24 protein-coding genes and 3 pseudogenes are annotated in these 24028 nt (G+C 57.8%); 11 read left to right on the forward strand and 16 right to left on the reverse strand.

Going from position 1 to position 24028, the window contains the following annotated elements; all coding sequences use genetic code 11:
* Positions 1–291: 291 nt before the first annotated feature.
* From ACYZTW_RS15590 to ACYZTW_RS15600, 3 genes are all read right to left on the reverse strand, one after another.
* Complete coding sequence (locus ACYZTW_RS15590) at positions 292–816, reverse strand: AAA family ATPase (RefSeq protein ID WP_462005626.1); 525 nt, start codon at positions 814–816, stop codon at positions 292–294.
* Complete coding sequence (gene pnuC, locus ACYZTW_RS15595) at positions 813–1376, reverse strand: nicotinamide riboside transporter PnuC (protein ID WP_462005627.1); 564 nt, start codon at positions 1374–1376, stop codon at positions 813–815. Before pnuC ends, ACYZTW_RS15590 begins: the two co-directional genes overlap by 4 nt.
* Positions 1377–1631: 255 nt before the next feature.
* Positions 1632–3266: a methyl-accepting chemotaxis protein gene (locus ACYZTW_RS15600; protein ID WP_462005628.1), complete on the reverse strand. Its 1635-nt coding sequence runs from the start codon at positions 3264–3266 to the stop codon at positions 1632–1634.
* A gap of 292 nt (positions 3267–3558) precedes the next feature.
* Between ACYZTW_RS15600 and ACYZTW_RS15605 the strand changes: the two genes are divergently transcribed.
* Entirely contained in the window at positions 3559–4389 is an 831-nt protein-coding gene (locus tag ACYZTW_RS15605; protein ID WP_462005629.1) for an undecaprenyl-diphosphate phosphatase, read from the forward strand.
* Positions 4386–4802, forward strand: a complete 417-nt coding sequence (locus ACYZTW_RS15610; RefSeq protein WP_462005630.1) for a DUF1294 domain-containing protein — start codon at positions 4386–4388, stop codon at positions 4800–4802. The genes ACYZTW_RS15605 and ACYZTW_RS15610 overlap by 4 nt, the downstream gene beginning before the upstream one ends.
* 11 nt (positions 4803–4813) lie before the next feature.
* Here ACYZTW_RS15610 and ACYZTW_RS15615 read toward each other — a convergent pair whose 3' ends face one another.
* Positions 4814–5173: an MmcQ/YjbR family DNA-binding protein gene (locus tag ACYZTW_RS15615; RefSeq protein ID WP_462005631.1), complete on the reverse strand. Its 360-nt coding sequence runs from the start codon at positions 5171–5173 to the stop codon at positions 4814–4816.
* On the reverse strand, positions 5170–6078 hold the full coding sequence (locus tag ACYZTW_RS15620) for a LysR substrate-binding domain-containing protein (protein ID WP_462005632.1): 909 nt from the start codon (positions 6076–6078) through the stop codon (positions 5170–5172). Before ACYZTW_RS15620 ends, ACYZTW_RS15615 begins: the two co-directional genes overlap by 4 nt.
* Before the next feature lie 129 nt (positions 6079–6207).
* On the opposite strand from ACYZTW_RS15620, the gene ACYZTW_RS15625 reads away from it, so the two are divergent.
* Both ACYZTW_RS15625 and ACYZTW_RS15630 read left to right on the forward strand, forming a co-directional pair.
* Complete coding sequence (locus ACYZTW_RS15625; protein WP_462005633.1) at positions 6208–6819, forward strand: FMN-dependent NADH-azoreductase; 612 nt, start codon at positions 6208–6210, stop codon at positions 6817–6819.
* Positions 6820–6998: 179 nt separating this feature from the next.
* On the forward strand, positions 6999–8036 hold the full coding sequence (locus tag ACYZTW_RS15630) for an alpha/beta hydrolase family protein (protein WP_462005634.1): 1038 nt from the start codon (positions 6999–7001) through the stop codon (positions 8034–8036).
* A gap of 396 nt (positions 8037–8432) precedes the next feature.
* On the opposite strand, the pseudogene ACYZTW_RS15635 reads toward ACYZTW_RS15630, so the two are convergent.
* The 3 genes and pseudogenes from ACYZTW_RS15635 to ACYZTW_RS15645 form a co-directional block, all read right to left on the reverse strand.
* Positions 8433–9532: pseudogene (locus ACYZTW_RS15635) on the reverse strand (IS110 family RNA-guided transposase).
* A 97-nt stretch (positions 9533–9629) separates the two neighbouring features.
* Entirely contained in the window at positions 9630–10817 is a 1188-nt protein-coding gene (locus ACYZTW_RS15640; RefSeq protein WP_462005635.1) for an MFS transporter, read from the reverse strand.
* Positions 10818–11078: 261 nt separating this feature from the next.
* Positions 11079–12668 carry an ABC-F family ATPase gene (locus ACYZTW_RS15645; protein WP_462005636.1) on the reverse strand — a complete coding sequence of 530 codons (1590 nt, stop codon included), beginning with the start codon at positions 12666–12668 and terminating at the stop codon, positions 11079–11081.
* A 344-nt stretch (positions 12669–13012) separates the two neighbouring features.
* On the opposite strand from ACYZTW_RS15645, the gene ACYZTW_RS15650 reads away from it, so the two are divergent.
* On the forward strand, positions 13013–13150 hold the full coding sequence (locus tag ACYZTW_RS15650; RefSeq protein ID WP_462005637.1) for a hypothetical protein: 138 nt from the start codon (positions 13013–13015) through the stop codon (positions 13148–13150).
* Positions 13151–13166: 16 nt separating this feature from the next.
* Positions 13167–14066, forward strand: a complete 900-nt coding sequence (gene lpxO / locus ACYZTW_RS15655) for a lipid A hydroxylase LpxO (protein WP_415764118.1) — start codon at positions 13167–13169, stop codon at positions 14064–14066.
* Positions 14067–14197: 131 nt separating this feature from the next.
* Here the strand turns inward: lpxO and ku are convergent, their stop codons facing one another.
* The gene (gene ku, locus ACYZTW_RS15660; RefSeq protein WP_462005638.1) at positions 14198–15058 is read right to left on the reverse strand and encodes a non-homologous end joining protein Ku; all 861 of its coding nucleotides are present in this window, start codon (positions 15056–15058) and stop codon (positions 14198–14200) included.
* A 203-nt stretch (positions 15059–15261) separates the two neighbouring features.
* On the opposite strand from ku, the gene ACYZTW_RS15665 reads away from it, so the two are divergent.
* Together ACYZTW_RS15665 and ACYZTW_RS15670 are read left to right on the forward strand one after the other, a co-directional pair.
* The gene (locus ACYZTW_RS15665) at positions 15262–15618 is read left to right on the forward strand and encodes a hypothetical protein (protein WP_462005639.1); all 357 of its coding nucleotides are present in this window, start codon (positions 15262–15264) and stop codon (positions 15616–15618) included.
* A gap of 51 nt (positions 15619–15669) precedes the next feature.
* Positions 15670–16821 carry a PQQ-dependent sugar dehydrogenase gene (locus ACYZTW_RS15670; protein WP_462005640.1) on the forward strand — a complete coding sequence of 384 codons (1152 nt, stop codon included), beginning with the start codon at positions 15670–15672 and terminating at the stop codon, positions 16819–16821.
* A gap of 157 nt (positions 16822–16978) precedes the next feature.
* On the opposite strand, the pseudogene ACYZTW_RS15675 reads toward ACYZTW_RS15670, so the two are convergent.
* A pseudogene (locus ACYZTW_RS15675) lies at positions 16979–17161 on the reverse strand (GNAT family N-acetyltransferase); the annotation flags it as partial.
* A 106-nt stretch (positions 17162–17267) separates the two neighbouring features.
* Positions 17268–17603 (reverse strand): DUF2834 domain-containing protein, encoded by a 336-nt coding sequence (locus ACYZTW_RS15680; protein ID WP_462005641.1) that lies wholly within the window; start codon positions 17601–17603, stop codon positions 17268–17270.
* Positions 17604–17851: 248 nt separating this feature from the next.
* Here ACYZTW_RS15680 and ilvA point away from each other — a divergent pair.
* Positions 17852–18847: pseudogene (ilvA, locus tag ACYZTW_RS15685) on the forward strand (threonine ammonia-lyase, biosynthetic); the annotation flags it as partial.
* 24 nt (positions 18848–18871) lie between these two features.
* Here ilvA and ACYZTW_RS15690 read toward each other — a convergent pair.
* Together ACYZTW_RS15690 and eco are read right to left on the reverse strand one after the other, a co-directional pair.
* Entirely contained in the window at positions 18872–19177 is a 306-nt protein-coding gene (locus ACYZTW_RS15690) for an NIPSNAP family protein (RefSeq protein ID WP_074876451.1), read from the reverse strand.
* A gap of 29 nt (positions 19178–19206) precedes the next feature.
* Complete coding sequence (eco, locus tag ACYZTW_RS15695) at positions 19207–19689, reverse strand: serine protease inhibitor ecotin (RefSeq protein ID WP_462005642.1); 483 nt, start codon at positions 19687–19689, stop codon at positions 19207–19209.
* 300 nt (positions 19690–19989) lie between these two features.
* Here eco and ACYZTW_RS15700 point away from each other — a divergent pair, with 300 nt between their 5' ends.
* Complete coding sequence (locus ACYZTW_RS15700; RefSeq protein ID WP_462005643.1) at positions 19990–20259, forward strand: DUF1652 domain-containing protein; 270 nt, start codon at positions 19990–19992, stop codon at positions 20257–20259.
* Here the strand turns inward: ACYZTW_RS15700 and ACYZTW_RS15705 are convergent.
* The gene (locus ACYZTW_RS15705) at positions 20256–20651 is read right to left on the reverse strand and encodes a hypothetical protein (RefSeq protein WP_462005644.1); all 396 of its coding nucleotides are present in this window, start codon (positions 20649–20651) and stop codon (positions 20256–20258) included. The genes ACYZTW_RS15700 and ACYZTW_RS15705 overlap by 4 nt on opposite strands.
* Positions 20652–20742: 91 nt before the next feature.
* Positions 20743–21012 carry a DUF2790 domain-containing protein gene (locus tag ACYZTW_RS15710; RefSeq protein ID WP_140678705.1) on the reverse strand — a complete coding sequence of 90 codons (270 nt, stop codon included), beginning with the start codon at positions 21010–21012 and terminating at the stop codon, positions 20743–20745.
* 507 nt (positions 21013–21519) lie between these two features.
* On the opposite strand from ACYZTW_RS15710, the gene ACYZTW_RS15715 reads away from it, so the two are divergent.
* Positions 21520–21816: a hypothetical protein gene (locus ACYZTW_RS15715; protein WP_462005645.1), complete on the forward strand. Its 297-nt coding sequence runs from the start codon at positions 21520–21522 to the stop codon at positions 21814–21816.
* An 82-nt stretch (positions 21817–21898) separates the two neighbouring features.
* Here ACYZTW_RS15715 and ACYZTW_RS15720 read toward each other — a convergent pair whose 3' ends face one another.
* Positions 21899–24028 carry a lipase family protein gene (locus ACYZTW_RS15720; protein ID WP_462005646.1) on the reverse strand — a complete coding sequence of 710 codons (2130 nt, stop codon included), beginning with the start codon at positions 24026–24028 and terminating at the stop codon, positions 21899–21901.

Below are 24028 nucleotides of genomic sequence, written 5' to 3' on the forward strand. Positions count from 1 at the left end.
AGCGTTGCGAGGAAGAGAGCAGAAGGTGTGCCGGTTCTTGTTTTTCTTTTAAAACCAGTTGGTTGGCTTTAATTGTCGAGGTGGTCAAAAAAATTTTGTAACGCCACCGAGACAGAGCCACGCAAAAACGCCGTCCATGCTGGCGGCAGTGCTCGCTAAGGGCGCTGAAGGCAGGTTGTATCAGTGGCTTAACATGTTCTTGCCGGAGTGCTCGGGCCGCTTTAGCTCGAGGGTTTGCGCAGGGGTGGGTGTTTCAGGAATGGACATTTGCGGCAGGGCGGGGTAACCCTGTCAGGCCTTGAGCAAGCGCGTCACAGCCTCGAATGCCGCGTCCTTGCGCTGTTTCCAATCACCATGCAGAACCTGGCAAGGCTGGCGATGCAGGTCAAGCCATTGGCGGCTGGCCTGGAAAAACGCCTGGCGTTCTGCCAGTTGCGGTTGGCAGCGCTGCCCGTCGTCATGCCAGGCCACGGTTTCAGGGCTCAGCAGCAAATGCAGATCGTAGTGCCGTGCCAGCAATGCTTGCTCGATCCACGTCGGGCAAGCGCCAAACAAGGTCTGGCTCCAGAGGATGTTGCTCAGCAAGTGAGTGTCGAGAATCAGCAACTGCGGCTGTCGGGCGCGCGCCTCGTCCTCCCATTTCAGCTGTCCGCGGGCGATTTCCTCAATGTCGGCCAGGCAGGTGTCTCGCGGGTTCTGTTCGATGAACCAGCGTACATATTCGTCTACCAGGACCCCGCCGAAATGCTGTTGTAACTCGGCTGCCAGCCAACTCTTGCCGCTGGATTCGGGGCCTGTGAGTACCAGAACCTTCATGTGCGCAACGCCGGATCGGCCCGCCATTCCCGCCAGCCTTGCACGGCAATCAGGGCGAACAGCGCGTAGAGCCCGGCGGTCAGGTACAGCGCTTTGTAGATAAACAGCCCGACGAAGATCACATCCAGGGCGAACCACAGCGGCCAGCATTGAACGCGTTTTTGTGCCATCCACCACTGCGCCACCAGGCTGAAGCCAGTCAGTGCTGCATCGAGCCAGGGTTGGGCGGCATCGGTCCAGTTCGCCATCGCAGCGCCCAGCAACAGACTGCCGAGTGCTCCAATGACCAGACTGAAAGCGACCGATTTACCGTCGAGTTGGCTGACCCGCCGACCCTGGTGCGCGTCCCCTGCACGCGTCCACTGCCACCAGCCATAAAGCTGCAATGCAGCGTAGATCACCTGCAGCAGCATGTCCGAGTAGAGCTTCACCTCAAAAAAGATCCAGCTATAAAGCAGCACCATGACCAGGCCGATCGGCCAGCACCAGGGGTTCTGTTTGACCGTCAACCAGACGGCGATGACACCGAGGGCGGCGGCAAACAGTTCAAGCCCGGACATGGAGGTTCCTTGGGGGAAGTCGAAGAGGGCGGCGATTGTAACGGCAGACGATGCCGAGTAGAACCGGTGTGCGCCCTCCGTAGCAGCTGCCGAGCCTGCGAGACTGTGGCGAGGGGATTTATCCCCGTTCGGCGGCGAAGCCGTCGTAATCCATTGGACGCGGTGTGGCTGGAAAAACAGGGGCCGCTTCGCAGCCCAACGGGGATAAATCCCCTCGCCACAGCCTCGCGAGCTCGACAGCTGCTACAAAGGCGGTTACACCCGGAACTGCTTGAGCAGACCGTTCAACTGCTCACTCAATTCCTTCAGATGAACGCTGGCCACGCTCGACTGTTCGGCCGCCAGCGCCGTGCTGTGGGACAAACCGGCCGCTTGGGTGACGTTCTGGTTGATGTCCTCGACCACATGCGCCTGCTGCAAGGTCGCGCTGGCGATGGAGGCGTTCAGCCCGTTGAGGTTACGCAGCGCCTGGCCAATGGCATTCAGGCTTGCACCGGCCAGGCCGGCCTGCTCGATGGTCAACTGCGATGCACGGCTGCTGTCGCCGATCACTTTGACCGCCGCTTCGGAGTGGCTTTGCAGACGTTCGATCATCGACTGGATCTCGGCCGTGGACTTCTGGGTACGCTGGGCCAGCAGTCGCACTTCATCGGCCACCACCGCAAAACCGCGACCCTGCTCGCCGGCCCGGGCCGCTTCGATGGCCGCGTTCAGGGCCAACAGGTTGGTTTGCTCGGCGATGGAACGGATCACTTCGAGGACGCTGCCGATCTGCGTGCTTTCGGCGGCCAGGGTGCGAATCACTTCCACCGCTTGATCGATGGTGGACGACAGCTTGTCGATCTGTTGCAGGCTGCCATCGATGTTGACCTGGCCTTGCTGCGCCTGAGACTCGGCATCGCGCATTTCGCTGGCGGCGTGCTCGGCGTTTTTCGCGACGTCGTGTACGCCATACGTCACTTCATTGATTGCCGTTGCCACCAGTTCCATTTGCTGGGACTGTTGCTGACTGCGTTGCTGGGCCTGGGCGGCGTCGTTGCCCAGCTCGCTGGAAGACTGGCCCAGGGCACTGGCGGACACTTGCAGTTCACGGATCACCAGTCGCAGCTTGGCGGTGAAGGCGTTGAAGTGTCGTGCCAGTTGCGTGACTTCGTCCTGGCCATGGGTGTCGAGGCTGCGGGTCAGGTCGCCCTCGCCGCTGGCGATGTTGGCCATGGCGTTCACAGTTTCCTGCAGCGGACGCACGATGCTGCGGGCAATCAGGATGACCAGCAGCGCCATGATCAGGGCAATCACCAGCCCCACGAACGAGGCTTTCCAGACCTGGCCATAGAACTCGGCCTGCATGTCATCGATATACACGCCCGAGCCGATCACCCAACCCCAGGGTTCGAAGAGTTTGACGTAGGAGGTTTTTTCTACCGGCGCGCTGGCGCCGGGTTTCGGCCAGCGATAGTCGATCGTGCCGGCACCCTTGGACTTGGCGACGGCGACCATTTCGTTAAACAGGGCAAAACCGTCGGGGTCGCGGATTGCCGAGAGGTTCTGGCCATCGAGTTTCGGGTTGGCCGGGTGCATGATCATCACCGGCGTCAGGTCGTTGATCCAGAAGTAGTCGTTCTGGTCATAACGCAGACCGCGAACGGCGCTCAGTGCCTGCTTCTGCGCGGCATCGCGGGTGAGCGTGCCGGCGGTTTCGAGATCATGGTAGTAGGTCAGAATGCCACTGGCGGTTTGCACCACATGCTGGGTTTTCTGAGCCTTGGCGTGGTACAGGTCATCGTGAATCTGCTTGAGCATCAAGACGCCCAACGTCATTAGCATCAGGACGGCCACGATCAAGATGAGCCACAAACGTCGGCTGATCGACATACTGCGCAAGCTGTTCATAACGCTGTCACTCCGGTTTCTTTTTCTTGTAATAAATGATCGCCAGCATCCAACCACACTTTGTCGATCGGTCATATCCGACCCAAGTCCAATAACGCGGCAGCGCTAATCAGACTTGTCTGATAGGATTTCGGCCCCGCGCGGAAAAACCTGAATCCAAGTTGAATTTTCACGGAATTTTTATGGTTTCGTCTGGATCCTGTGCGCGCGGGACTTCAGCTACGCTGATCGCAGTAAACGCTCTGACAAATATTAACGGGGCATGCTTTTGCGCATTGCCTTTGGGGGATTGATGGATCTTTGGACGGCCTTGCAGGCATTGATTTTAGGCGTAGTAGAAGGGCTGACGGAGTTTTTGCCCATTTCCAGTACCGGTCACCAAATCATTGTGGCGGACTTGCTCAACTTCGGTGGCGAGCGGGCCATCGCTTTCAACATTATTATTCAGCTGGGGGCGATTCTGGCGGTGGTGTGGGAGTTCCGCCGCAAGATCATCGATGTGGTGACCGGTTTGCCAACACAGCCCGGCGCTCGCCGCTTTACCGCAAACCTGTTGATTGCCTTCATGCCGGCCGTGGTACTGGGGGTGATTTTTTCCGATTTGATCCACGAGTACCTGTTCAACCCGATTACCGTTGCTGCGGCGTTGGTTGTGGGCGGGATCGTCATGTTGTGGGCCGAAAAGCGTCAGCATGAAGTGCATGCCGAAACCGTCGATGAGATTACGTGGAAAGACGCCCTGAAAGTCGGCTTCGCCCAGTGCCTGGCGATGATTCCCGGTACTTCGCGTTCCGGCTCGACCATCATTGGTGGCTTGTTGTTCGGGCTGTCGCGCAAGACCGCCACCGAGTTCTCGTTCTTTCTGGCGATGCCCACCATGGTCGCTGCGGCCGTTTACTCGGGCTACAAATACCGCCACCTGTTCGTCCCGGCGGATTTTCCGGTGTTCGCGATCGGCTTCGTCACCGCGTTCATCTTTGCAATGATTGCCGTCAGGGGCTTGCTCAAGTTCATCGCCAGCCACAGCTACGCAGCGTTCGCCTGGTATCGCATTGCATTCGGCCTGGTCATCCTGGCCACCTGGCAGTTTGGCTGGGTTGACTGGGCCGCGGTCAAGCCATGAACGACGCCAGCGCGCGCAACAAACCCGGTGGAGAGATCCGCAATTCCCAGCTGAAACTGGTGGTGTTTGCGGTCCTGTGCGCGCTGCCGCTGTACGGCTCGATGTCGTTGTGGCTGCGTGGGGTTTCCATGATTCCCTTGGCTGCGTACGGGGTCGCCAGCCTGCTGGCGTTCTTGCTGTACTGGAGCGACAAGCGCAAAGCTCGCGCCGACAATTGGCGCACACCAGAGAACGTGTTGCATGCGGTGGAATTCGCCGGGGGCTGGCCGGGCGCCTTACTGGCGCAGCAGCTGTTTCGGCACAAGACGCGCAAGCTCTCGTTTCAGTTGGTGTTCTGGGTCATCGTGCTGATGCATGAAGTGTTCTGGATCGATCAGCTGTTTCTCGGCGCCCATCTGTTCGCATTGCCCTAAAAGAGAAGGTTCTAAAGCAGGAGTCCGATCTGAGTGCGCTTGGGCAACTTGCTCACCACCAATTGATGGGAACACTGCAACAAGCCTTGCAGCTCTTCAGTGCCCAACGGATAGGGCGTTTCCATGATGATCCACTGAGCCCGCGCCAGGTACGGCGCCGGGCGGATTCCCGGGCGGTCGCAATGGCCGAGAAACAAATCCTTGTCGACCTTGAAGGCCAGGGAGTCGCCTCGCAGATTCTGCAAGGCAAACATCTTGTTCCCCGCAATCGAAAACACCCGCACGCCACCCCACTTGTAGTCTTCCCGCGCACCCGGCAGCGCGAGACAGAATTGCGCGACGTCCTCTTCGCTCATACGTCCAGCCTTCATATCAGTCGGTCCCCACAGGCATTGAATGATTCGATCAAATGGTCGAGCCAGGCGCGTACGGCCGGCATCACCCCGCGCCGATGAGGGTAGACCGCTTGCAGCCAGCCGCCAGGCAGCGACCAATCGGGCAGCAACTGCACCAGCGAGCCGTTTTCCAGTTCCTGCTCGCAATACATCATCGGCAGCATCGTAAAACCCTGGCCGGCGAGTGTGCAGGCCTTGCGCACGATAAAGTCGTCGATGCCCAATCGCGCTTCGAGGGTGAGATCGCAGCTTTTGCCCTGTTGGTCGAGCATGCGGATATGCACCAGGCGGTCAGCTTCCAGGGCGCCGAGCACGGGCAGGTTTTTCAGGTCTTCGGGGTGGTTTATTTCACGTCCGTGCAAAAACGCGGGGCTGGCGACCATCGCCATCTGCGCCTGGCGCAAACGTCGGGTGACCAGCAGCGGATCCTCATCGCCCAACTCACGCACCCGCAGCGCCACATCGACGCCCTCGGTCACCAGGTCGACGCGGCGGTTGAGCAACATGACCTCCAGTTGAACCTGAGGAAACTTCTCAAGGAAATCGCTAATCACTGTCGGCAGAATTTCGTGGGCCAGCCCGACGGGGCAGGACACCCGCAAGCGCCCGCGAGGTTCACTGGACATGCTGGCGACGGCTTCGTCGGCCATTTCGGCTTCCAGCAGCATTGCCTGACAGTGCCGCAGGTAACGTTCGCCCACGGCGGTCAGCTTCAGTTGTCGGGTGGTGCGTTGCAGCAGGCGCGCGCCGAGGCGCTCTTCCAGCTCGGCGATGCGCCGCGACAACCGCGACTTGGGAATTCCGAGCAAACGCCCGGCCGCCGCGAAGCCACCGGCTTCAACCACCTTGGCGAAGTAGTAGAGATCATTGAGGTCTTGCATGGTGTGAGCTCGATTGTTCTATCAGTGGGACGAACTATCGCATTGTTGCAGTCTAATCAGCTATTGGTTTCGCCTGTAGGATTCTCTCCATCAGATCGCCTCGTGGCGATCCTCACCTGGAGATCCCACATGAAACTGCTGCATATCGATTCGAGCATTCTTGGTGACAACTCGGCTTCCCGTCAGCTGAGCAGCGAAGTCGTTAAAGCCTGGCAAACCACCGAGCCGACTGCCGTGGTGACCTACCGCGACCTGGCCGCCGATGCCATCAGCCATTTCTCCGCCACGACCCTGGTTGCTGCCGGTACCACCGCTGAACTGCGCAACGCCGCACAGCAGCACGAAGCTGAACTGAGCGCCTCGACGCTGGCCGAATTCCTCGCCGCCGATGCCGTGGTGATTGCAGCCCCGATGTACAACTTCACCATCCCGACCCAACTCAAGGCCTGGATCGACCGCATCGCCGTTGCCGGTCAGACCTTCCGTTACACCGAAGCCGGCCCTGAAGGCCTGTGCGGTGGCAAGAAAGTCGTCATCGTATCGACCTCCGGCGGTCTGCATGCCGGTCAGGCCACTGGCGTGGCTCACGAAGAGTACTTGAAGGTGCTGTTCGGCTTCATCGGTATCACTGACATCGAGTTCGTCCGTGCCCATGGCCTTGCCTACGGTGACGAAGTCCGCACCAAAGCCATGAGCGACGCACACACGCAAATCAGCGAGCAGTTGTTCGCCGCTGCGTAAGGCTTGTGTAAAGAAAATCAAACAGCTCGGGCAATACCCAAAAAACTCTGTATTCTGATCACGCAAGTGCCAGATACGGAGTTTTTTGTTTCTGGCTGTTTCGGAATTTCATTAAAAAGTGGCCCGAGTTATGCAGTCGAGGGTTAACGTCCCCGGTCAGTAGCCAGGTGGAGCCTCCCATGGTGCGTCTTTGTGCAACTTTACTGATTTGTCTGCTCAGCAGCCTGAACTCAGTGCACGCCGCGCCTGCGCCGCATCCTCACTGGAGCGTCGGCTTCCATGAGATGAGTTTTCTTGACCCTCTGGACTTGCAGCCGATGCGCGCCATTGCCTTCTATCCCTCCAGCGACAAGGAGCACTCCAGCATCATCGAGGGCTACACGGTCGAAGCGGGCGAAGACACCCGAGTCGCCATCGGTCGTTTCCCGATGCTGATGCTGTCCCACGGCAACACCGGAACCCCGCTGGCCTTAAACGACCTCGCCACGTCGCTGGCACGCAAAGGGTTTGTGGTGGTGGCGGTCATCCATCCCGGTGACAACTCCAAAGACCACAGCCGCCTCGGTACGTTGAGTAACCTTTACGGTCGACCCATCCAGATTTCCGAAGCCATTACCGCGACGCTGGGTGATCGTATGCTCGCGCCCTTCGTCAATGCCGATCAGGTCGGTGTGATCGGTTATTCGGCGGGCGGGGAGACTGCGCTGATTCTGTCCGGCGCGACACCAGACCTGGACCGTCTGCGCCGCTATTGTCAGGAACGCCCGGATGACCGCGATGCGTGCAACACCCAAGGTGAATTGATTGCTGACCGTGATGACTTGCAACCGGTGGCTGACCCGCGGGTTCGCGCCTTGCTGCTCATGGCGCCGCTGAGCCTGAAGTTTGGTCGCCATACCCTGGCCGACGTGCATGTACCGGTGCTGCTCTACAGCGGCGACGGCGACAAACTGGTGGCGTTCGACAAGAATGCCGCCGCCCTGGCGCGCAAACTGCCGATTGCACCGGACTTCAAGTTGCTGGTCGGGGCAGGGCACTTTGTGTTCCTGGCGCCTTGCAACGAAGAGCAGATCATTGCCATGCCGGCACTGTGTACCGATGCCGATGGTGTAGACCGCAAAGACATCCATCGCACCATGGTGTCCGAGGCCGGGCGATTTTTCTCTCACGCGCTTGGCAAACCGACCCGGGCCGGGTTGCAGACTGCCGATCAATAACAGGTACAAAACCTTTTGTAGCAGCTGGCGAAGCCTGCGTTCGGCTGCGCAGCAGTCGTAAACCGGTATCCACAGTTTTTCTGACACACCGCGGTGGATGGTTTTACGACTGCTGCGCAGCCGAACGCAGGCTTCGCCAGCTGCTATGTATGGACTCGCCCCCACGTTCAACCCGCTTTTAAACACTGCTACCCGGTTGCATCTATGTATGAGGCCTGTTCGAGGAAGCCTTCAACGGCTTCTGGCCAACATTGGGTAAGCTCGCGGTATGCCGATTACAGTAAGGCCTCAAGGGCCAGTAGCAGCTTAGGCATCAATCCGCGACGGTCTGACCTGGGGTCAATGTTCTTAGCATGGGTTGGAGCGGCTTAACGCCCCGGTGGCAGAACTCTGTTATCAGTGACTCATCGCAGCCTCCTGGCCAGTGCCCGGCTGGCGACGATAAGTCTGGTCGTTTTGCAATAGCACCCAGAGGATGCGCAGGTTGCGGTTGGCCAAGCGCACCGCCGCCTCCTTGCGACCCAGGCGGGATATCCAACGCTGGAGACGTTGGTCGTCCGGCTGCTGTGAATCGGGTCGTAGCTGTCTTAAAACGGCATGGGCACCCTGGATCGTCAGACTGCGCAAGTAAGCATCGCCATGCTTGCTCATCTTGCCCAACCGGACCTTCTCGCCGCTGCTGTGCTGGCTGGGCACCAACCCGAAGTAGGCGGCGAACAAGCGGGCGTTGGCGAAGCGTTCAGGCTCGGTCTGCTTGGCCAACAACGCCGTGGCGATGATCGGACCAACGCCGCGCACCGTCATCAGCCGCTTCGCCGTCTCGTCCGCCTTCGCGGCTGTTTCCAGCCGACCAGTCAGCACGTTGACGCGTTCGCCCAGTTGACTCCATTCGCCCAGCAGTTCGGCGATCAGTTCGCGCAGCAAATCGGGCAACGGTTGGGTGGTATCTTCCAGTACCCGAGGCACGAGCTGGCTGATAGCTATTTCGCCCTGCGCCATGGCCACACCGTGTTCCAGCAGTAAACCGCGCATCTGATTGCCGACCGCAGTACGTCGTGTACATATCCCTGCCGGGCCCTGTGCAGAGCCTGCATCGCCAGCGCCGCCGCACTCTTGAGCGGTACAGATGAGATCTTGCAATCGCGGCCTGCGCGCAAGATAGCCAATGCATCGTTGCGATCATTTTTCGGGCCGCTGCGATGATTGGCAACCAACTGGGCCGGCAGGATGCGCACTGGATTACCCTGCGTTTGCAGCAACCGCGCCCACGCCTGAGCGCCTGGCCCGGTTTCCACCAACACCGTCACGCTCACTGGTAGCTTATGAAGAAATACCTGAAAGGCCTCGCGTGACTTGATTCGATCCTCGAATATCACCTGACCGAGGGCATCCTCCCCGGCCACTTGAAAGACCCTTTTGGCAAGATCCACCGCAACTGTGGTGCATGCCGCCGCATCGGCTGACAAAGACTGGTTGATCGTCGTATGCTTTTTCATGGCCTCGCCCTCGCTGTCGTTGGCTTCTATAAGAATGCCACCGTGGCGCACAGACGCCTCGGCTTGGGCGAGTCCATTCAATTACAGGATCATGCGGCTAAGCCATTGCTCGGCGCTTGAGTAGTAAGGTCAGGCCCAATCCTGTTATCGACAACAACGCCGCGCTGAAGAAAATCCACGTGTACCCGAGGTTCAACGCCACCGCGCCCATCAACGGCCCGGCAATCGCCAGCGCCAGATCGAAAAACACCGCGTAAGCACTCAATCCCGCCCCGCGACTGGCGTTGGGCACTTGCTTGATCGCTTCGACCCCCAGTGCCGGATACACCAGCGACAGACCGAATCCGGTCAGTCCTGCGCCGATCAGCGCATAACCGGTCGAAGGCGCAAGCCAAAGCAATGCAAGGCCCACCGTTTCAATGCTCATACAGGCAATGGCCGAGGTGAACCCACCGAAACGGCTGATGCTGGAGATGAACAACAGTCGCGCCAGAATGAAACACACGCCGAACACCGTCAGGCAATAAGCCGCGCCGGCCCAGCCACGGCTGACGTAATACAGGGTAATAAAAGTGGTTAACGTGCCGTAACCGATGGAGGCCAGGCTCAGGCTCGCGCCGAACGGCGCAATGCGCCCGAACACCGCCCAGAACGGCAGGCGCTCGCCGCGGATCACCGGTACCGAGGGTTTGTTTCTGATCAGCAACAACGCGGCCAGCGCCAGCACCGATAGCGCGATCCCAAGACTGGCGAACCCCAGTTCGCCGACCATCACCACCCCCAGCGGCGCACCAATGGCGATGGCGCCGTACGAGGCGATGCCGTTCCAGGAGATCGATCGCGCGGTATGTTCAACGCCCACCTGACCCATGCACCAACTGATGGTGCCGACCCCGATCAAGCCTTGGGCAATCCCCAGCAACAAGCGGCCAGCGATCAGGATCAACAGGCTCAGCAACGGAAAACTTTGCAGCAGCGTTGAAATCAACGTCAGCACGCCGCTCAACACAATCCCCGATAACCCGTAAACAATCGCCCGCTTGGTGCCGATGCTGTCCGACAGGCGTCCGGCCATCGGGCGGCTGAGCAGGGTGGCCAGGTATTGGGAGCCGATGGTCAGCCCCGCGATGATCGCGCTGAAACCCAGCTGTTCGTGGACGTAGCCCGGCAACACCGCAATCGGCAGGCCGATGCAGAGGAAGGCAATAAAGGTATAAAAGACGATGGAGACGATCTGCAGGGTGATCGCCATGGAGCTTTGCGGTGGCAGTTGCTGCACAGACATGAGGGCTCGTTCGCGGGCGGCGGTAGGAGAACTGCATCATGGCTTGCATGGGAAATAAAAGGAAGCAGGCTAACTATATTGGCTTCGAATTTTGCGGTGTTATTGAGGGACTCTTCGCGAGCAGGCTCGCTCCCACAGGGGAACGCATTTCACATGTGGGAGCGAGCCTGCTCGCGAAGGTCTCGGCACCAAAACATCCCATGGCCCTGAAATGCAAAAGCCCCGTCACCAGGACAGGGCTTTTTCAGTTGCAGCAGACGCTTAGAACACCACGCCCTGGCTACGCAGGTAGTCGTCATAGGTGCCGCTGAAGTCGATCACGCCGCTGGCGCTCAACTCAATGATGCGGGTGGCCAGGGACGATACGAACTCACGGTCATGGCTGACGAAGATCAGCGTGCCCGGGTAGTTCTCCAGCGCCAGGTTCAGCGCCTCGATGGATTCCATGTCCAAGTGGTTGGTTGGTTCGTCCATGATCAGCACGTTCGGCTTTTGCAGGATCAGCTTGCCGAACAGCATGCGACCTTGCTCACCACCGGAGATGACCTTGACCGACTTGAGGATCTCGTCGTTGGAGAACAGCATCCGGCCGAGGGTACCGCGAACCAGTTGCTCGCCGCCCTGGGTCCATTGGCCCATCCAGTCGAACAGGTTGCAGTCGTCTTCGAAGTCGTGCGCGTGATCCTGGGCGTAGTAGCCCAGTTCTGCGGCGTCGGTCCACTTCACGGTGCCGGCATCCGGGGTCAGTTCATTGACCAGGGTGCGCAGCAGGGTGGTTTTACCGATACCGTTCGGGCCGATGATCGCCACGCGCTCGCCGGCTTCAACCTGGAAGCTGAAGTCCTTGAACAGTGTCTTGCCGTCGAAGCCTTTGGCCATGCGCTCGACGATGACCGCTTGACGGTGCAGCTTCTTGGTTTGTTCGAAACGGATGAACGGGCTCACGCGGCTCGAAGGCTTGACCTCGGCCAGCTGGATCTTGTCGATCGCCTTGGCGCGGGAGGTCGCTTGCTTGGCTTTCGAGGCGTTGGCCGAGAAGCGGCTGACGAACGATTGCAGTTCGGAGATCTGCGCTTTCTTCTTGGCGTTGTCCGACAGCAGTTGCTCGCGGGACTGGGTCGCCACGGTCATGTACTCGTCGTAGTTGCCCGGGAACAGGCGCAGCTCGCCGTAATCCAGGTCAGCCATGTGGGTGCACACGCTGTTCAGGAAGTGACGGTCGTGAGAGATGATGATCATCAGGCTGGAGCGCTGGGTCAGAATGTTTTCCAGCCAGCGGATGGTGTTGATGTCCAGGTGGTTGGTCGGTTCGTCGAGCAACAGCACTTCAGGATCGGAGAACAGCGCCTGAGCCAGCAATACGCGCAGCTTCCAGCCTGGGGACACTTCGCTCATCGGGCCGAAGTGCTGCTCGATGCCGATACCCAGGCCCAGCAGCAATTCGCCAGCACGGGATTCGGCGGTGTAACCGTCCATTTCGGCGAATTCGGTTTCCAGCTCTGCCACGGCCATGCCGTCTTCTTCGGTCATTTCCGGCAGCGAGTAGATGCGGTCGCGCTCGGCCTTGACCTTCCACAGCTCTTCGTGACCCATGATCACGGTGTCGATGACGGTGAATTCTTCGTAGGCGAACTGGTCCTGGCGCAATTTACCCAGACGCACGTTCGGCTCGAGCATGACCTGGCCGCCGGACGGCTCGAGGTCGCCACCGAGGATTTTCATGAAGGTCGACTTGCCGCAACCGTTGGCGCCGATCAGGCCGTAGCGGTTGCCCGCGCCGAATTTGACCGAAACGTTTTCGAATAGCGGCTTGGCGCCGAACTGCATCGTGATGTTAGCTGTAGAGATCAAAGGTTTTTCCTGCGAAGCATTCAGAGTAGCTAGGGTTGCGGCAGTACCGATTCAGTACCCGTTTCCGGTTTTCGAACCACAGGAAATGCATCCCGGTCAGAAGCGGAAGGTCCATCTGGCAATAAGTGGACAGCAGCATATGGAGCGCTTGGCCCGAGTCGAAGTGCGCTGAGACGAGGTTCATTCCCGTCATCAACCAAGGGGGGCGCGTAATGTTTGGCGGCGATTGTACTGGTCTGGCTCTTTAAACGATAGGGCGTTAAGGCCGCACGGCCGCTTTGGCAGCATCAGCGGACAGATTTTCACATCTGAAGGTTAACTATTGGTTACAAACTGTGGCTAAAATGCCATCTATCAACCTGATGCCGACCGTCGGCATAGGCGTCAAGGACGCGCCATCGGGACCGTTGTTTCGTATTCAGACGCTGCACAAGACCCTTGGGCCGATTGGCCGGCAAGGGACGCAGTTTGTTCATATCTGACGTGTGACGATTTTTTGTGAAATTGATCATTGCCGCTATTTACGTTGTATCCATTGCGTACGTCCACTTGCGCGGACGCGTGCGCCACAAGCTGGGCCGCCAACTGAGCGACCACTCGACGTTTCTGGCGCCGATCAACTGCTTCCTTTATCTGTTCTCGAAAATCCCCAACAAGCCTTATCTGAACCCGGCCGACTTTCCTGATCTGAGTCCGTTGCAGGACCACTGGGAAGACATTCGCGCCGAGGGCCAAAACCTGCTCAGGGCCGGGGAGATCAAGCGCTCGAATCAATACGACGACGTCGGTTTCAACTCGTTCTTCAAGACGGGCTGGAAACGTTTCTACCTGAAGTGGTACGGCGACAGCCATCCTTCGGCCATGAAACTCTGCCCGCGAACCACCGAACTGGTGCAAAGCATCGGCTCGATCAAGGCCGCGATGTTCGCCGAGCTGCCACCGGGTTCGAAACTGGTCCGTCACCGCGATCCGTATGCCGGTTCCTATCGCTATCACCTGGGCCTGGAAACACCGAACGATGCCGGTTGCTACATCAATGTCGATGGCGAGAACTACCACTGGCGCGACGGTGAAGCGGTCATGTTCGATGAGACCTTCATTCATTACGCCGAAAACACCACCGAGCAGAACCGCATCATTCTGTTCTGCGACGTAGAGCGGCCGATGAAGTATCGCTGGGCGGCGGCGTTCAATGGCTGGTTCAGCCGTAACGTGATGTCGGCGGCGGGCGCGCCGAACGATGTGGGTGACAAGACCGGCGGTATCAACCGCTTGTTCGCCAAAATCTACAAGATTCGCCTGCGCGGCAAAGCGCTGAAGAAGCGCAACCGCAAGCTCTATTACCTGGAGAAGTGGGCGATTTTCGGTGGTTTGTTGGCGATTATCGTTCTGATCTGATTTCCGCGTTGTGGCGTATGACGCCATCGCGAGCAGGCTCGCTCCCACACTGGGTTTGTGTACCTCTCAGTTCCAATGTGGGAGCGAGCCTGCTCGCGATGGGGCCATAACATTCACCGCGCAACCCTCAATCAGCCACGAGAAGTCTTCGTGGCTTTTTTCTGCGCAGCAGGTTTAGCCGCCGGTTTGGGTTTACTGGCACTCTTACCGCCAAGGCTGCGTTTAAGCAGCTCGGTCAAATCGATAACATCTGCGGTTTTACGTTCCTCTTCGCCAGTCGCCGTTTCCACATCCTCGATCTTGCCTTCATTAGCCTTCTTCTCCACCAGCGCCATGATCTTGTCTTCGAAACTGTCGCGGTAATCTTCGGGTTTCCAGTCGGCACTCATGTCTTGAACCAGACGTTTGGCCATGTCGAGTTCGCCCTTGGCCAGTTCGGGCTTGGTGACTTCGCTGCCCAACTCCAGCGTATCCAGACTTCGCACTTCGGCGGGCCAGCGCAGCATCACCAATACCATCGCCGACTCCAGCGGCATCAGCGCGGCGAGGTGTTGGCGCGTATGGAGCACAACATGGGCGAGGGCGACTTTATTGGTTTTGCTTAACGTTTCGCGTAATAACGCATAGACCTTGCCACCGCGTTTATCCGGGGCGAGGTAGTAGGGCGTATCGATGTTTTGAAGGGGAATCTGTTCGCTGTCGACAAAGGAAAAGATGTCGATGGTCTGAGTGGACAGCGGGTGCGCCGACTTGATTTCCTCTTCGCTAAGGACCACATACCGACCCTTTTCGTACTGCACACCTTTAACGATGTGTTCCTTGGTCACTTCTTTGCCGGTGACCTTGTTGACTCGTTTGTAGCCCACCGGGTCCATGCTGCGGCTGTCGAGCCAGTCGAAATCCACCCCGTGCGAAGATGTCGCCGAGACCAGTGCCACAGGGATATGCACCAGACCGAAACTGATCGCACCTTTCCAGATTGCCCGTGCCATGGTCGTCTTCTCGCGAGTGATGTTCAGGTGACCTGTGCCGCTGTGCAAAAGTTTCAGCGGGCTGCGGCCCGGTCCTGCGGGCGTATCGGCGGTCGGGTCAACTCGTGTTACATCTTGTGAAGGAGGTTTTAGTTAACAAATCCGAACCTCGGGCGTAGCGTGATATCGAAGACCCTATCCACGCTGATGTCGAGAGGCTCCCCATGAACAGATTTGTGCTCGGCTGCGCCGCGTTGGTGTTGAGTGGCTGGCTGAGCAATCTGGCCCAGGCCGACACCGCACCGCCACCTTCTTCACTGTTGTTGGCCCAGAGCCCGACGGGCAACGCGAGCAATCCATACAACAGCCCGATTCGCCGGGCCAATCCCAACAGCATGCAAGGCTCGCAACCCAGCGCGCCGGCCATCCGTGGGCCGAACACAGTGCCCGTGCCGCGCCCACCGACGCTCGACAATGGTGGCGTCGGCAATCGCTATCCTCAGGACCGGCCGCCTCCCGCCACCTCACCGAAATTTATCCCCAATCCACCTCATCGAGATGCGGACACCAGCAACCGTTGAACGGCACGACAGTGTTCTTGCCAGCCATTCGAACGACAAAAGGAATCGTGCATGTTGCGTAAAACCCTTCTGGCCACACTGTGTGCCAGCGCACTGATCACCGCCACGGCACCCGTTTTCGCGGCGCCGCCCCAGAATTTGAAAAGCGAACAGGGCACCCTTGAGGTGACGCCGATTACCACGGGGCTCGAACATCCATGGGCCTTGGCGTTTCTTCCCGACCGCCAAGGGATGCTGGTGACTGAACGGCCCGGCAACCTGCGGGTCGTCAGCGCCGACGGTAAACTTTCCGCACCGCTCAGTGGCGTGCCAAAGGTCTGGGCCAAAGGGCAGGGCGGCTTGCTGGATGTGGTGTTGTCGCCCGACTTCAAGCAAGACCGCACAGTCTATCTGTCGTATGCCGAAGGGGGCGGTGAGGGCGACAAGGCCGGGACGGCGGTCGGTCGCGGACGTTTGTCTGACGACCTGACGGCCCTCAAGGATTTCAAAGTGATCTTCCGCCAGGAGCCCAAGCTTTCAGTCGGTAACCACTTCGGCTCCAGGTTGGTGTTCGATCGCGACGGCTATCTGTTCATCACCCTTGGCGAGAACAATGACCGGCCGACCGCCCAAGACCTCGACAAGCTGCAAGGCAAGGTCGTGCGGATCTACCCGGACGGCAAGGTACCGGATGACAACCCCTTTGTCGGTCAGGCCGGCGTACGCCCGGAAATCTGGTCCTACGGCCATCGCAATCCGCAAGGCGCGGCGCTCAATCCCTGGACCGGCACCCTCTGGGAAAACGAGCACGGTCCCCAGGGTGGCGATGAAATCAACATCATCGAGCGAGGCAAGAACTACGGTTGGCCGATGGCAACCCATGGCATCAACTATTCCGGCCAGCCGATTCCGGAAGCCAAGGGCAAGTCCGCCGAAGGCACCATCGCCCCGCACCACGTCTGGGAAAAGTCCCCCGGCCTCAGCGGCATGGCGTTCTACGACGCTGACCGCTTCAAGGCCTGGCAGCACAACGTGTTTATCGGCGCGTTAGTGAGCCAGGAGTTGATCCGCTTGCAGTTCGATGGCGACAGGGTGGTTCACGAAGAGCGATTGCTGGGCGAACTCAACAAGCGCATTCGCGATGTGCGGCAAGGGCCGGATGGGTACTTGTATGTGCTGACCGATGAGTACGATGGTGTCCTGTACAAGATCGGACTGAAGTAACCGACACCTGTAGCAGCTGGCGAAGCCTGCGTCCGGCTGCGCAGCAGTCGTAAAATCAGCCAACGCGGTCATTCAGGTAAACCAAGGTGGCAGGATTGGCGACTGCTTCGCAGCCGGACGCAGGCTTCGCCAGCTGCTACAGGGATTGTGAAACTCATGAGCGGGCGTACAGAATCACTGCAATCGCCGTCGGGTTGTCGATGCGTACTTCCAGCCGCAGGTAGGCGCAGTCGTGCTCAAGGGCGCAGACCTCGATGCGTTGGAGCAATTGCCTGCCCAGGCCGCTGCCGCGCGCTTCGGTTGCGATCGCAATCGAGTAAAGTCGCGCCAGCGAAGTACCTCCCACCTTTAATCTCTGGTACTCACAAATTATGTGTTCACAAAAGATCTAAGGTGGGAGCGAGCCTGCTCGCGAAGGCAATCTCAACGGCACCACAACTCCTGCATCAGACCTCTTGAGGTGCCTCACCGGACTTTTTCTGATCCTGAGACCCCCGAACCACCAGATACAACAACGGCCCGACGGAGACGAAAATAGCGGTAAGTAAAAGATACGGCACCACCGACAGCCCTGACTGCCCACGCTTGCGCGCATCCGTGTACATCCAGATGCCCGCGAGCGTCGCCAACAGGTAAAGATCAATCACTACCTGCGCCGTATCGGGGCGCGACATCAGGCTGATGCCGAAGTCGATCAATGACTGTTCGGCCTGAAGCATCACCGAAACGGTGTAGCCGGCGAACGCGATCAGGGCAATGAGGGGCAGGGCGACAGACTTCATGGTTTCCTTCCTTGGGACGATGAGCAGAGTCGTCAGCCTACAGAGGCTGCGGAAAATTGGCCATTGACTTGCCATCAGCGTCCGGCTAATTTCCGGACATGACTTCCACTGTATTGCGCTGCCAGCCAAGCATTATTACCGCCATTCCTTATTTGGCGGGCTAGCTCACGACTGCAGCACCCAACCCGCCCTCGAGGCGGGTTTTTACTTTCTGTCTCTTGGGCTCCGATCAACGACAGGAGACGACCATGAGCAGCATCCCCGCCCAGCAGGCCTTGCTTGAGCATTACGTGAAAAAGATTCTCGCCGCGCCCGTGTATGAGCTCGCGGTGCGTACGCCGTTGCAATCGGCGCCAGCGCTGTCCGAGGCCCTCGGCAATCAGATTCTGCTCAAGCGCGAAGACTTGCAGCCGACCTTTTCCTTCAAGATTCGCGGTGCCTATAACAAACTGGTGCAACTGAGCGATGAGCAAAAGGCTCGCGGGGTAATCACCGCTTCCGCAGGTAATCATGCTCAAGGCGTGGCATTAGCAGCCCGTGAACTGGGAATTGCGGCGACCATCGTCATGCCGTGCACGACGCCGGAACTGAAGGTGCTCGGTGTACGCAGTCGGGGCGCCGATGCCGTGCTGCACGGTGAGAGTTTTCCGTTTGCGCTGGAATATGCATTGAACCTGGCGCGGCAAACCGGTCGCACCTTTGTCTCGCCCTTCGACGACCCGGACGTGATCGCGGGGCAGGGCACCGTCGCCATGGAAATCCTGCGTCAGCATCAAGGTCCACTGGACGCGATCTTTGTCCCGGTGGGTGGTGGCGGCCTGATCGCCGGCATCGCGGCGTACGTCAAATACCTGCGACCTGAAGTCCGCATCATCGGTGTCGAGTCGGAGCATTCCGCCTGTTTACATGCGGCATTACTGGCCGGCGAGCGAGTTGTCCTGCCGAACGTAGGCACTTTCGCCGACGGTGTCGCCGTCGCCCAGATCGGTGCTCATGGTTTCGAGGTCTGCCGGTTTTGTGTCGATGAGGTGCTGACCGTCAGCAACGACGAACTCTGCGCCGCCATCAAGAATATCTACGACGATACCCGCTCGATCACCGAACCTTCCGGTGCATTGGCCGTGGCCGGAATCAAGAAATACGTGGCGCAGAGCGGTGCTCGGGGACAGACCCTGGTGGCCATCGACTCGGGCGCCAATATCAATTTCGACAGTTTGCGCCATGTCGCCGAGCGCGCCGCATTGAGCGGCGTCCCGGCGTGAGCGGTGTCAGGCCAGCAGCGGGCGCAGGAAGGTCCGCTCGTAACTGACAATAAACTTCTTCTCGACCAGCGAAGCCACCAGCGCGGCGCTTTCGGCGTCAGTCATCGCGATATGCCGGTAGCTTTCGTAGTCCGCCAGCGAAGGAAAGCTGAACAGGCAGTAGGCGATATTGCTCGCACCCTCGGAAGGCAGGAAGTACCCGTGGTGCGTACCGCCCAAACGCTCGACGATGCCGAGCCAGGCCTTGGCGTAGGCTTCGAATTCGCTCAGTTGATACGGATCGATCACATATTTGACGTGGCAGGTAATCAAAATGGCGCTCCTGTAACGGGATAGAACGGTTATTCCTGGACGGCTTTCTCGACCTTGCTCGACGCCGACCAGATCCGGTAGCGGACTTCGACGTCTTTGGGCACGTAGAGCACGATCGGCAGTTTGCTGTTGTAGCGCAGCATGAAACCGTCACCGGCCACCGGCACAAAGTCCTTTTTGCTTTTGCCGTCTGGGCAGGCCATCAACGTACTCATCGGGCCGATGACTTTTTCCAGTCGGTAGAACGGGTAGCCCCAGCCTTCGAGGTTTTTCTCCTCGAGAATGCCGCCCAGGCGTTGGCGATTGCAGTCGACGCTCAGGGTTTTGCCGGCGAGGATTTCGACCCGGAAACCGCCTTCCTGAGCCTGTGGGGCAAGGTGAATGACCTGGCGGGTGAAACCGCTCTCGGGCTTCGGGAACGGCGCAACCTCTTCGAGTTTCGCGGCGTGAGCGGCGGTCGACAGTCCAACAAAAATCAGCCCGACGGTAGTGATATAGGTCAAAGAACCCATGATGCCTCCTTGCGCGTGTGTGGGGTCAGCGGATACTGAATGTCTGGCGGCATTTTTACTGCCGTCAGCTGCGAATGCAAACTCAGGGATGTATGCAAATTGCAGGAGCACAACCGGCCTTTCTTGCACATTGCATGAGGCCATTTAGGGGTAGTTTCGCTAAATCGTTGATTTACCGATGAGCTGCAGTGCGAAATCCAAGGCATGTTTTATGCTGTAGCTGGTCTTAAGCTGACCGGGGATTTCATTGCGTCAGTATCGATCGTTGATTGGCAGTCTCACATTAAGGAGAGGGTCGCCATGTTTCTTTCTGCCTTGGAACTTCGCAAAATCATTGAAAGCAGTTTTCTGCCGCAACGCTGTCAATGCACGCTGTCGCCGGATCTGTCGATGACCGTTAAGGTGTATTCCGATCGTCAAACCAATCACCTCGATCTCATGGTGACCGGAATAAATGCCAAACAGCTAAATGGTTGTCGAGAAATCAACGACCTGATTGCTGGACTGCGCTCAGACATGCAGCACCAGACCGTTGCCCAGACTCTGCATCCAGACAGAAAAGCGCTTTAACCCACGGTTTCGAGTTCCATCGACACGCGCTTGGTCTGGAGAAACGCCAGACCCAGCGCCAGTTCGACCACCACCGCCAGCAAAATGCCCGGACCGGCATGGCCATTGAGCCATTCGCCGAAGCCCAGTGCTGCCAGCCCCCAGCAGCCGACCATGAAACCATTGGTCAGCGCATTGCGGGTGATCGAAGGCGACTCGTTTCGAACCCGATAAAACATCACACCCAATGCCGCAAACAGCATTGCACTGCGTCGCGCGACAACGCCCACCGCCAACGAGTATTCGATACTCCAGATTGACAGCAACCTGTCCGGCATCAAACCCCAGACCAGGGCCAACAGAAAACACAGCGCGGCGGTAAAAGTCGACAAGGTACGAAACGATAACTGCATGGCGAATCCTTGCGGCAGTGGGGGGAGGCGCTGAGCATAGCGCCAGAACCCCTCACAGGAATACCGCAAAGTATTGAATCAGACCTTTCCGTCAGTTTTGATAACTGCAAGCGTCGGAAAGCTTCCGATAGGAGATTTCCGCAGGCTTGCCCGAGGTGCTGTCGATGTACTTCATGTCAGCTGTGACCACTTTGCAGTCCAGCGTATTCGGTTCAGTCAGCGCAACGACCTTACCTACGTGAAGCGGCATGCCGTAGTGATAGGGCACGGCCTGGGAGGATGAAGTGTCATTGGCCTGAGCCAGACCGGCAAACGCGGTGCAGGCGAGGGCGGTGGTGATCAGCAAGGTGCGCATGTTCATGAACGATCTCCGATGCAGGCTTAAAGTCAGCTCGACGTTTAGGCGTCGAACCTGCCGCACTGGGCGTCAGAGAACTCTGAGGGCGTGCGGTCCAGTAAAGTTTTGGACCGCGGGGTTAAGCGATGGTTAACCCAACTGAATGCCGCCTGTCGTGAGGAGATTTCTGTCAGAGGTTTCATGTAGGTAAAAAAACTGAGGGAGCTTCGGCGAGTTCCTACACGCTCGGACTCCTTGTCGTCTTTCGCCGGCAAGCTACCAGCGTTTACTGTTTGAGCTCGCTGCAAAATCAGCGAACAGGTTTGGTCACCTGATTAACACTGCACATATATGTGCCATCATTCGCGCTGCGGCCTTCTACGTCTCGTAGTGCGTTGCAATGGTGGCTGTGTGCAGGACGCTTTCGGGCGAGCCGTTTTGAGTGTTAGCGGTTGACCAAGCCTGTACACAGCCGCCTCCATCGTTTGGTCACGGTGCTGGCGATTACTAATTAATGCTCGAGTAATTACTATGCCAACGCTAAATCCATTCCCCGATCGCTATCGCTCAATAAAAAGCAATGTTACCGACACAAACCCAATGGTCATCGACACCGAGGCCGATCCCCAAGACATTCTCGAAGCCGCTTTACAGCGGGTCCGAGCCGCCAGCCAGTTACTCGAAACGCTCCATTGCCAGTGTTTCAAGAACGGTGATGTTCAAGATATTCCGCACATTACTCATGCGCTTTATCTGCTAACGCAAGATGGGTGCGATTTGCTGCTGGTTGCGCAGCAGCAGATGATGGGGTGGAAGGCGCCGCTCTGACGGCACCGCAGCACTAAACAAGCCAGTCTCCTGTGGACACTGGCTTGTTTTGCGGGGCGCACCGAGTAAATATTTCCTGAAACTACGCTGTTCTCAGGTCACTGCTGCGTGCATCAGGAATCATCGCGAGCTGGACCTCGACACTGTTTTCTTTTTTCGCCATCCAGCGATCTACGTTGATTTTATGTTCCGGTGCCTGGGTGGCGGAGCCGTAAACGTCCTCGGGCGCCAGTTTAAGGAAGCTCATGGCATGAATCCGTTGTCGGGACGTATCCAGCCGTCCTATTTCCGCTCTCAACAGATTCGCCTCTTGCTGGTATTGCCGACGGTCAGATTGGAAGGCGAACCTCAGTTCGGATTCCTTCGCCTTCAACCGGTCCTGCATCTCTAGTAGTTGGTAGTAAACCTGGTCGTACTCTGTTTTGGTCACCACCGTGGTTCCGCTTTCCTGGGTTTGCTGCCAGCGGCGCAATGTTGCCCAGGCGTACGGAATGTAGGAGGGCACCATGTAGTGATCGCTCATCTGGAACAGTTGCAACACAAAAGCGTCGCGGTCAGGCATGTCCCCGAACTTTTTTATTGCTTTGGTACAAGCCGCTTCTTCGATGGAGTCGCAACCTGGGTCCCAAAGAACAGCGGATTGCTCACGCCCTTTGAAGTGGACGGGCATGAAATGATGCAAATTACCTTGATGCTCGTATGGCGCGCCGCCAGTTCGCGACAGGCCTATAGCAAAAATCAGTGCGCCTAACGGGGCGGTGATAAAACTGATGATTACGCCGGGCACCCAGATACTTTTACGAGTGTTCATCCAGGGGGCGGGAACACTTGGGATCGGGTCGTTGTTGTTGGCCATGCGGTGATGGGCCAGCCCTGCAGCGCCGTTGACGAAGTCTGCGTCGCCGGCTCGTGGGGAGCCGTAGGTGTAAAGCAATATGTCGTACGCATTTGGACTGCGTCGTAACGCCTCTGCGAGCAATGTTGCGATTGCTCCGCCCAGGCTATGTCCGCAAATAATGATTTTTTGCCCCGAGTAGAATTGATCAAGATATACCTGAACAAATTTACTCATTGCCTTATAGGCCTTGTAGAAGCCTTGGTGTGCTTTACCTACACCTTCTTCAAATGGAACTTGCTCCGCATCGGTGTCTCGCACAAAGTCCACGAGTTCTTTCGTTCCACGAACGGAAATCAGAACGACTTCGTCATGGTGAGTGATGAACGCTTGGGTATCACTACCGCCCTTGACTTTGCCATCATCGAAGAAGTGCAGTTTGGCGGGGTGTTCTTGTTTTTCGCCTAAATCAGATTTGTTTTGGTCATACAGCGTCGGGTCAAACGGCAGGATCTCGAAGCGCTTCGAGTACGGTACATCTTCATAAAGCGGGTAGTAAGGAGTGGTTTGGCTTACATTGACTTTCCAGGTTTCCCTGAAACTGGCAAGGCCGTCGCCAAACATATATCCCACGCTTGGATCGAGAGGAAACTGGACAGTGTCGATTGGCTTTTCGGGCGGCTCTTGACCAAAGTTGCAGTAGCTCAAGCTTGCAAACAAGGACAGTTGATACAAATTCAAGGCACTAAAATTTTTGTCTTTCGACAGCATGGGGCGGAAGGCACGCAGAGGACGAACCTCAAGAACTGTATGTTTGTTAGGCAGTAAGCCAAGTCCGTAGAGTTCTGATTCCTGAGGATCGAAACCAATGTCACCCATGGCTTTAAGTAAACTTTGGTTTGGAAGGTATTTTCTTGGAGAGTAGGGTGGCAGATGAGCAGTGTATTTCACCAAGTCTTTCACTTCGACGTGAAAAAACTGATCTGCCTTTTCCTTGGCAGGGTTTTTCTCAACGCGTAAACCGTCTTTTCGAACAAAACGGGTTTTTTCGGCCTTTACCTGAAACTCGGTGATGGGGAGCGGATAACTATCTCGTTGCGAAAGGGCACTGTAAAAATCCTCAGTTCCTGTGTAGGGGGAATCGAGGGTCAAAACCACAGGTCCTTGATAATGGTTGAAAACCTTGGCTGCCCCGTCAGCGTCCAGTACCCCAGGATATTTTTGATGCGCGCTATCCTGAAGAATATAGGAAAGCCCCGCATAAGGCTTGCCATCACCTGTCTCATCCACCACCTGAAAACTGATCCAGTCGCCACGCAATGGACATGCTTGTGATTTTTCACCCAAGAGTGGCTTGCAAGGTGCCTTTGGCTCCAT

The organism is Pseudomonas sp. LB3P25 (assembly GCF_054897985.1).

What these genes read in the sequence shown, in the direction of transcription:
- ACYZTW_RS15590 (WP_462005626.1), bottom strand. Translation starts at nt 816, where the DNA reads ATGAAGGTTCTGGTACTCACAGGCCCCGAATCCAGCGGCAAGAGTTGG.
- pnuC (WP_462005627.1), bottom strand. Translation starts at nt 1,376, where the DNA reads ATGTCCGGGCTTGAACTGTTTGCCGCCGCCCTCGGTGTCATCGCCGTC.
- ACYZTW_RS15600 (WP_462005628.1), bottom strand. Translation starts at nt 3,266, where the DNA reads ATGAACAGCTTGCGCAGTATGTCGATCAGCCGACGTTTGTGGCTCATC.
- ACYZTW_RS15605 (WP_462005629.1), top strand. Translation starts at nt 3,559, where the DNA reads ATGGATCTTTGGACGGCCTTGCAGGCATTGATTTTAGGCGTAGTAGAA.
- ACYZTW_RS15610 (WP_462005630.1), top strand. Translation starts at nt 4,386, where the DNA reads ATGAACGACGCCAGCGCGCGCAACAAACCCGGTGGAGAGATCCGCAAT.
- ACYZTW_RS15615 (WP_462005631.1), bottom strand. Translation starts at nt 5,173, where the DNA reads ATGAAGGCTGGACGTATGAGCGAAGAGGACGTCGCGCAATTCTGTCTC.
- ACYZTW_RS15620 (WP_462005632.1), bottom strand. Translation starts at nt 6,078, where the DNA reads ATGCAAGACCTCAATGATCTCTACTACTTCGCCAAGGTGGTTGAAGCC.
- ACYZTW_RS15625 (WP_462005633.1), top strand. Translation starts at nt 6,208, where the DNA reads ATGAAACTGCTGCATATCGATTCGAGCATTCTTGGTGACAACTCGGCT.
- ACYZTW_RS15630 (WP_462005634.1), top strand. Translation starts at nt 6,999, where the DNA reads ATGGTGCGTCTTTGTGCAACTTTACTGATTTGTCTGCTCAGCAGCCTG.
- ACYZTW_RS15640 (WP_462005635.1), bottom strand. Translation starts at nt 10,817, where the DNA reads ATGTCTGTGCAGCAACTGCCACCGCAAAGCTCCATGGCGATCACCCTG.
- ACYZTW_RS15650 (WP_462005637.1), top strand. Translation starts at nt 13,013, where the DNA reads ATGCCATCTATCAACCTGATGCCGACCGTCGGCATAGGCGTCAAGGAC.
- ku (WP_462005638.1), bottom strand. Translation starts at nt 15,058, where the DNA reads ATGGCACGGGCAATCTGGAAAGGTGCGATCAGTTTCGGTCTGGTGCAT.
- ACYZTW_RS15665 (WP_462005639.1), top strand. Translation starts at nt 15,262, where the DNA reads ATGAACAGATTTGTGCTCGGCTGCGCCGCGTTGGTGTTGAGTGGCTGG.
- ACYZTW_RS15670 (WP_462005640.1), top strand. Translation starts at nt 15,670, where the DNA reads ATGTTGCGTAAAACCCTTCTGGCCACACTGTGTGCCAGCGCACTGATC.
- ACYZTW_RS15680 (WP_462005641.1), bottom strand. Translation starts at nt 17,603, where the DNA reads ATGAAGTCTGTCGCCCTGCCCCTCATTGCCCTGATCGCGTTCGCCGGC.
- eco (WP_462005642.1), bottom strand. Translation starts at nt 19,689, where the DNA reads ATGGGTTCTTTGACCTATATCACTACCGTCGGGCTGATTTTTGTTGGA.
- ACYZTW_RS15700 (WP_462005643.1), top strand. Translation starts at nt 19,990, where the DNA reads ATGTTTCTTTCTGCCTTGGAACTTCGCAAAATCATTGAAAGCAGTTTT.
- ACYZTW_RS15705 (WP_462005644.1), bottom strand. Translation starts at nt 20,651, where the DNA reads ATGCAGTTATCGTTTCGTACCTTGTCGACTTTTACCGCCGCGCTGTGT.
- ACYZTW_RS15710 (WP_140678705.1), bottom strand. Translation starts at nt 21,012, where the DNA reads ATGAACATGCGCACCTTGCTGATCACCACCGCCCTCGCCTGCACCGCG.
- ACYZTW_RS15715 (WP_462005645.1), top strand. Translation starts at nt 21,520, where the DNA reads ATGCCAACGCTAAATCCATTCCCCGATCGCTATCGCTCAATAAAAAGC.
- ACYZTW_RS15720 (WP_462005646.1), bottom strand. Translation starts at nt 24,028, where the DNA reads ATGGAGCCAAAGGCACCTTGCAAGCCACTCTTGGGTGAAAAATCACAA.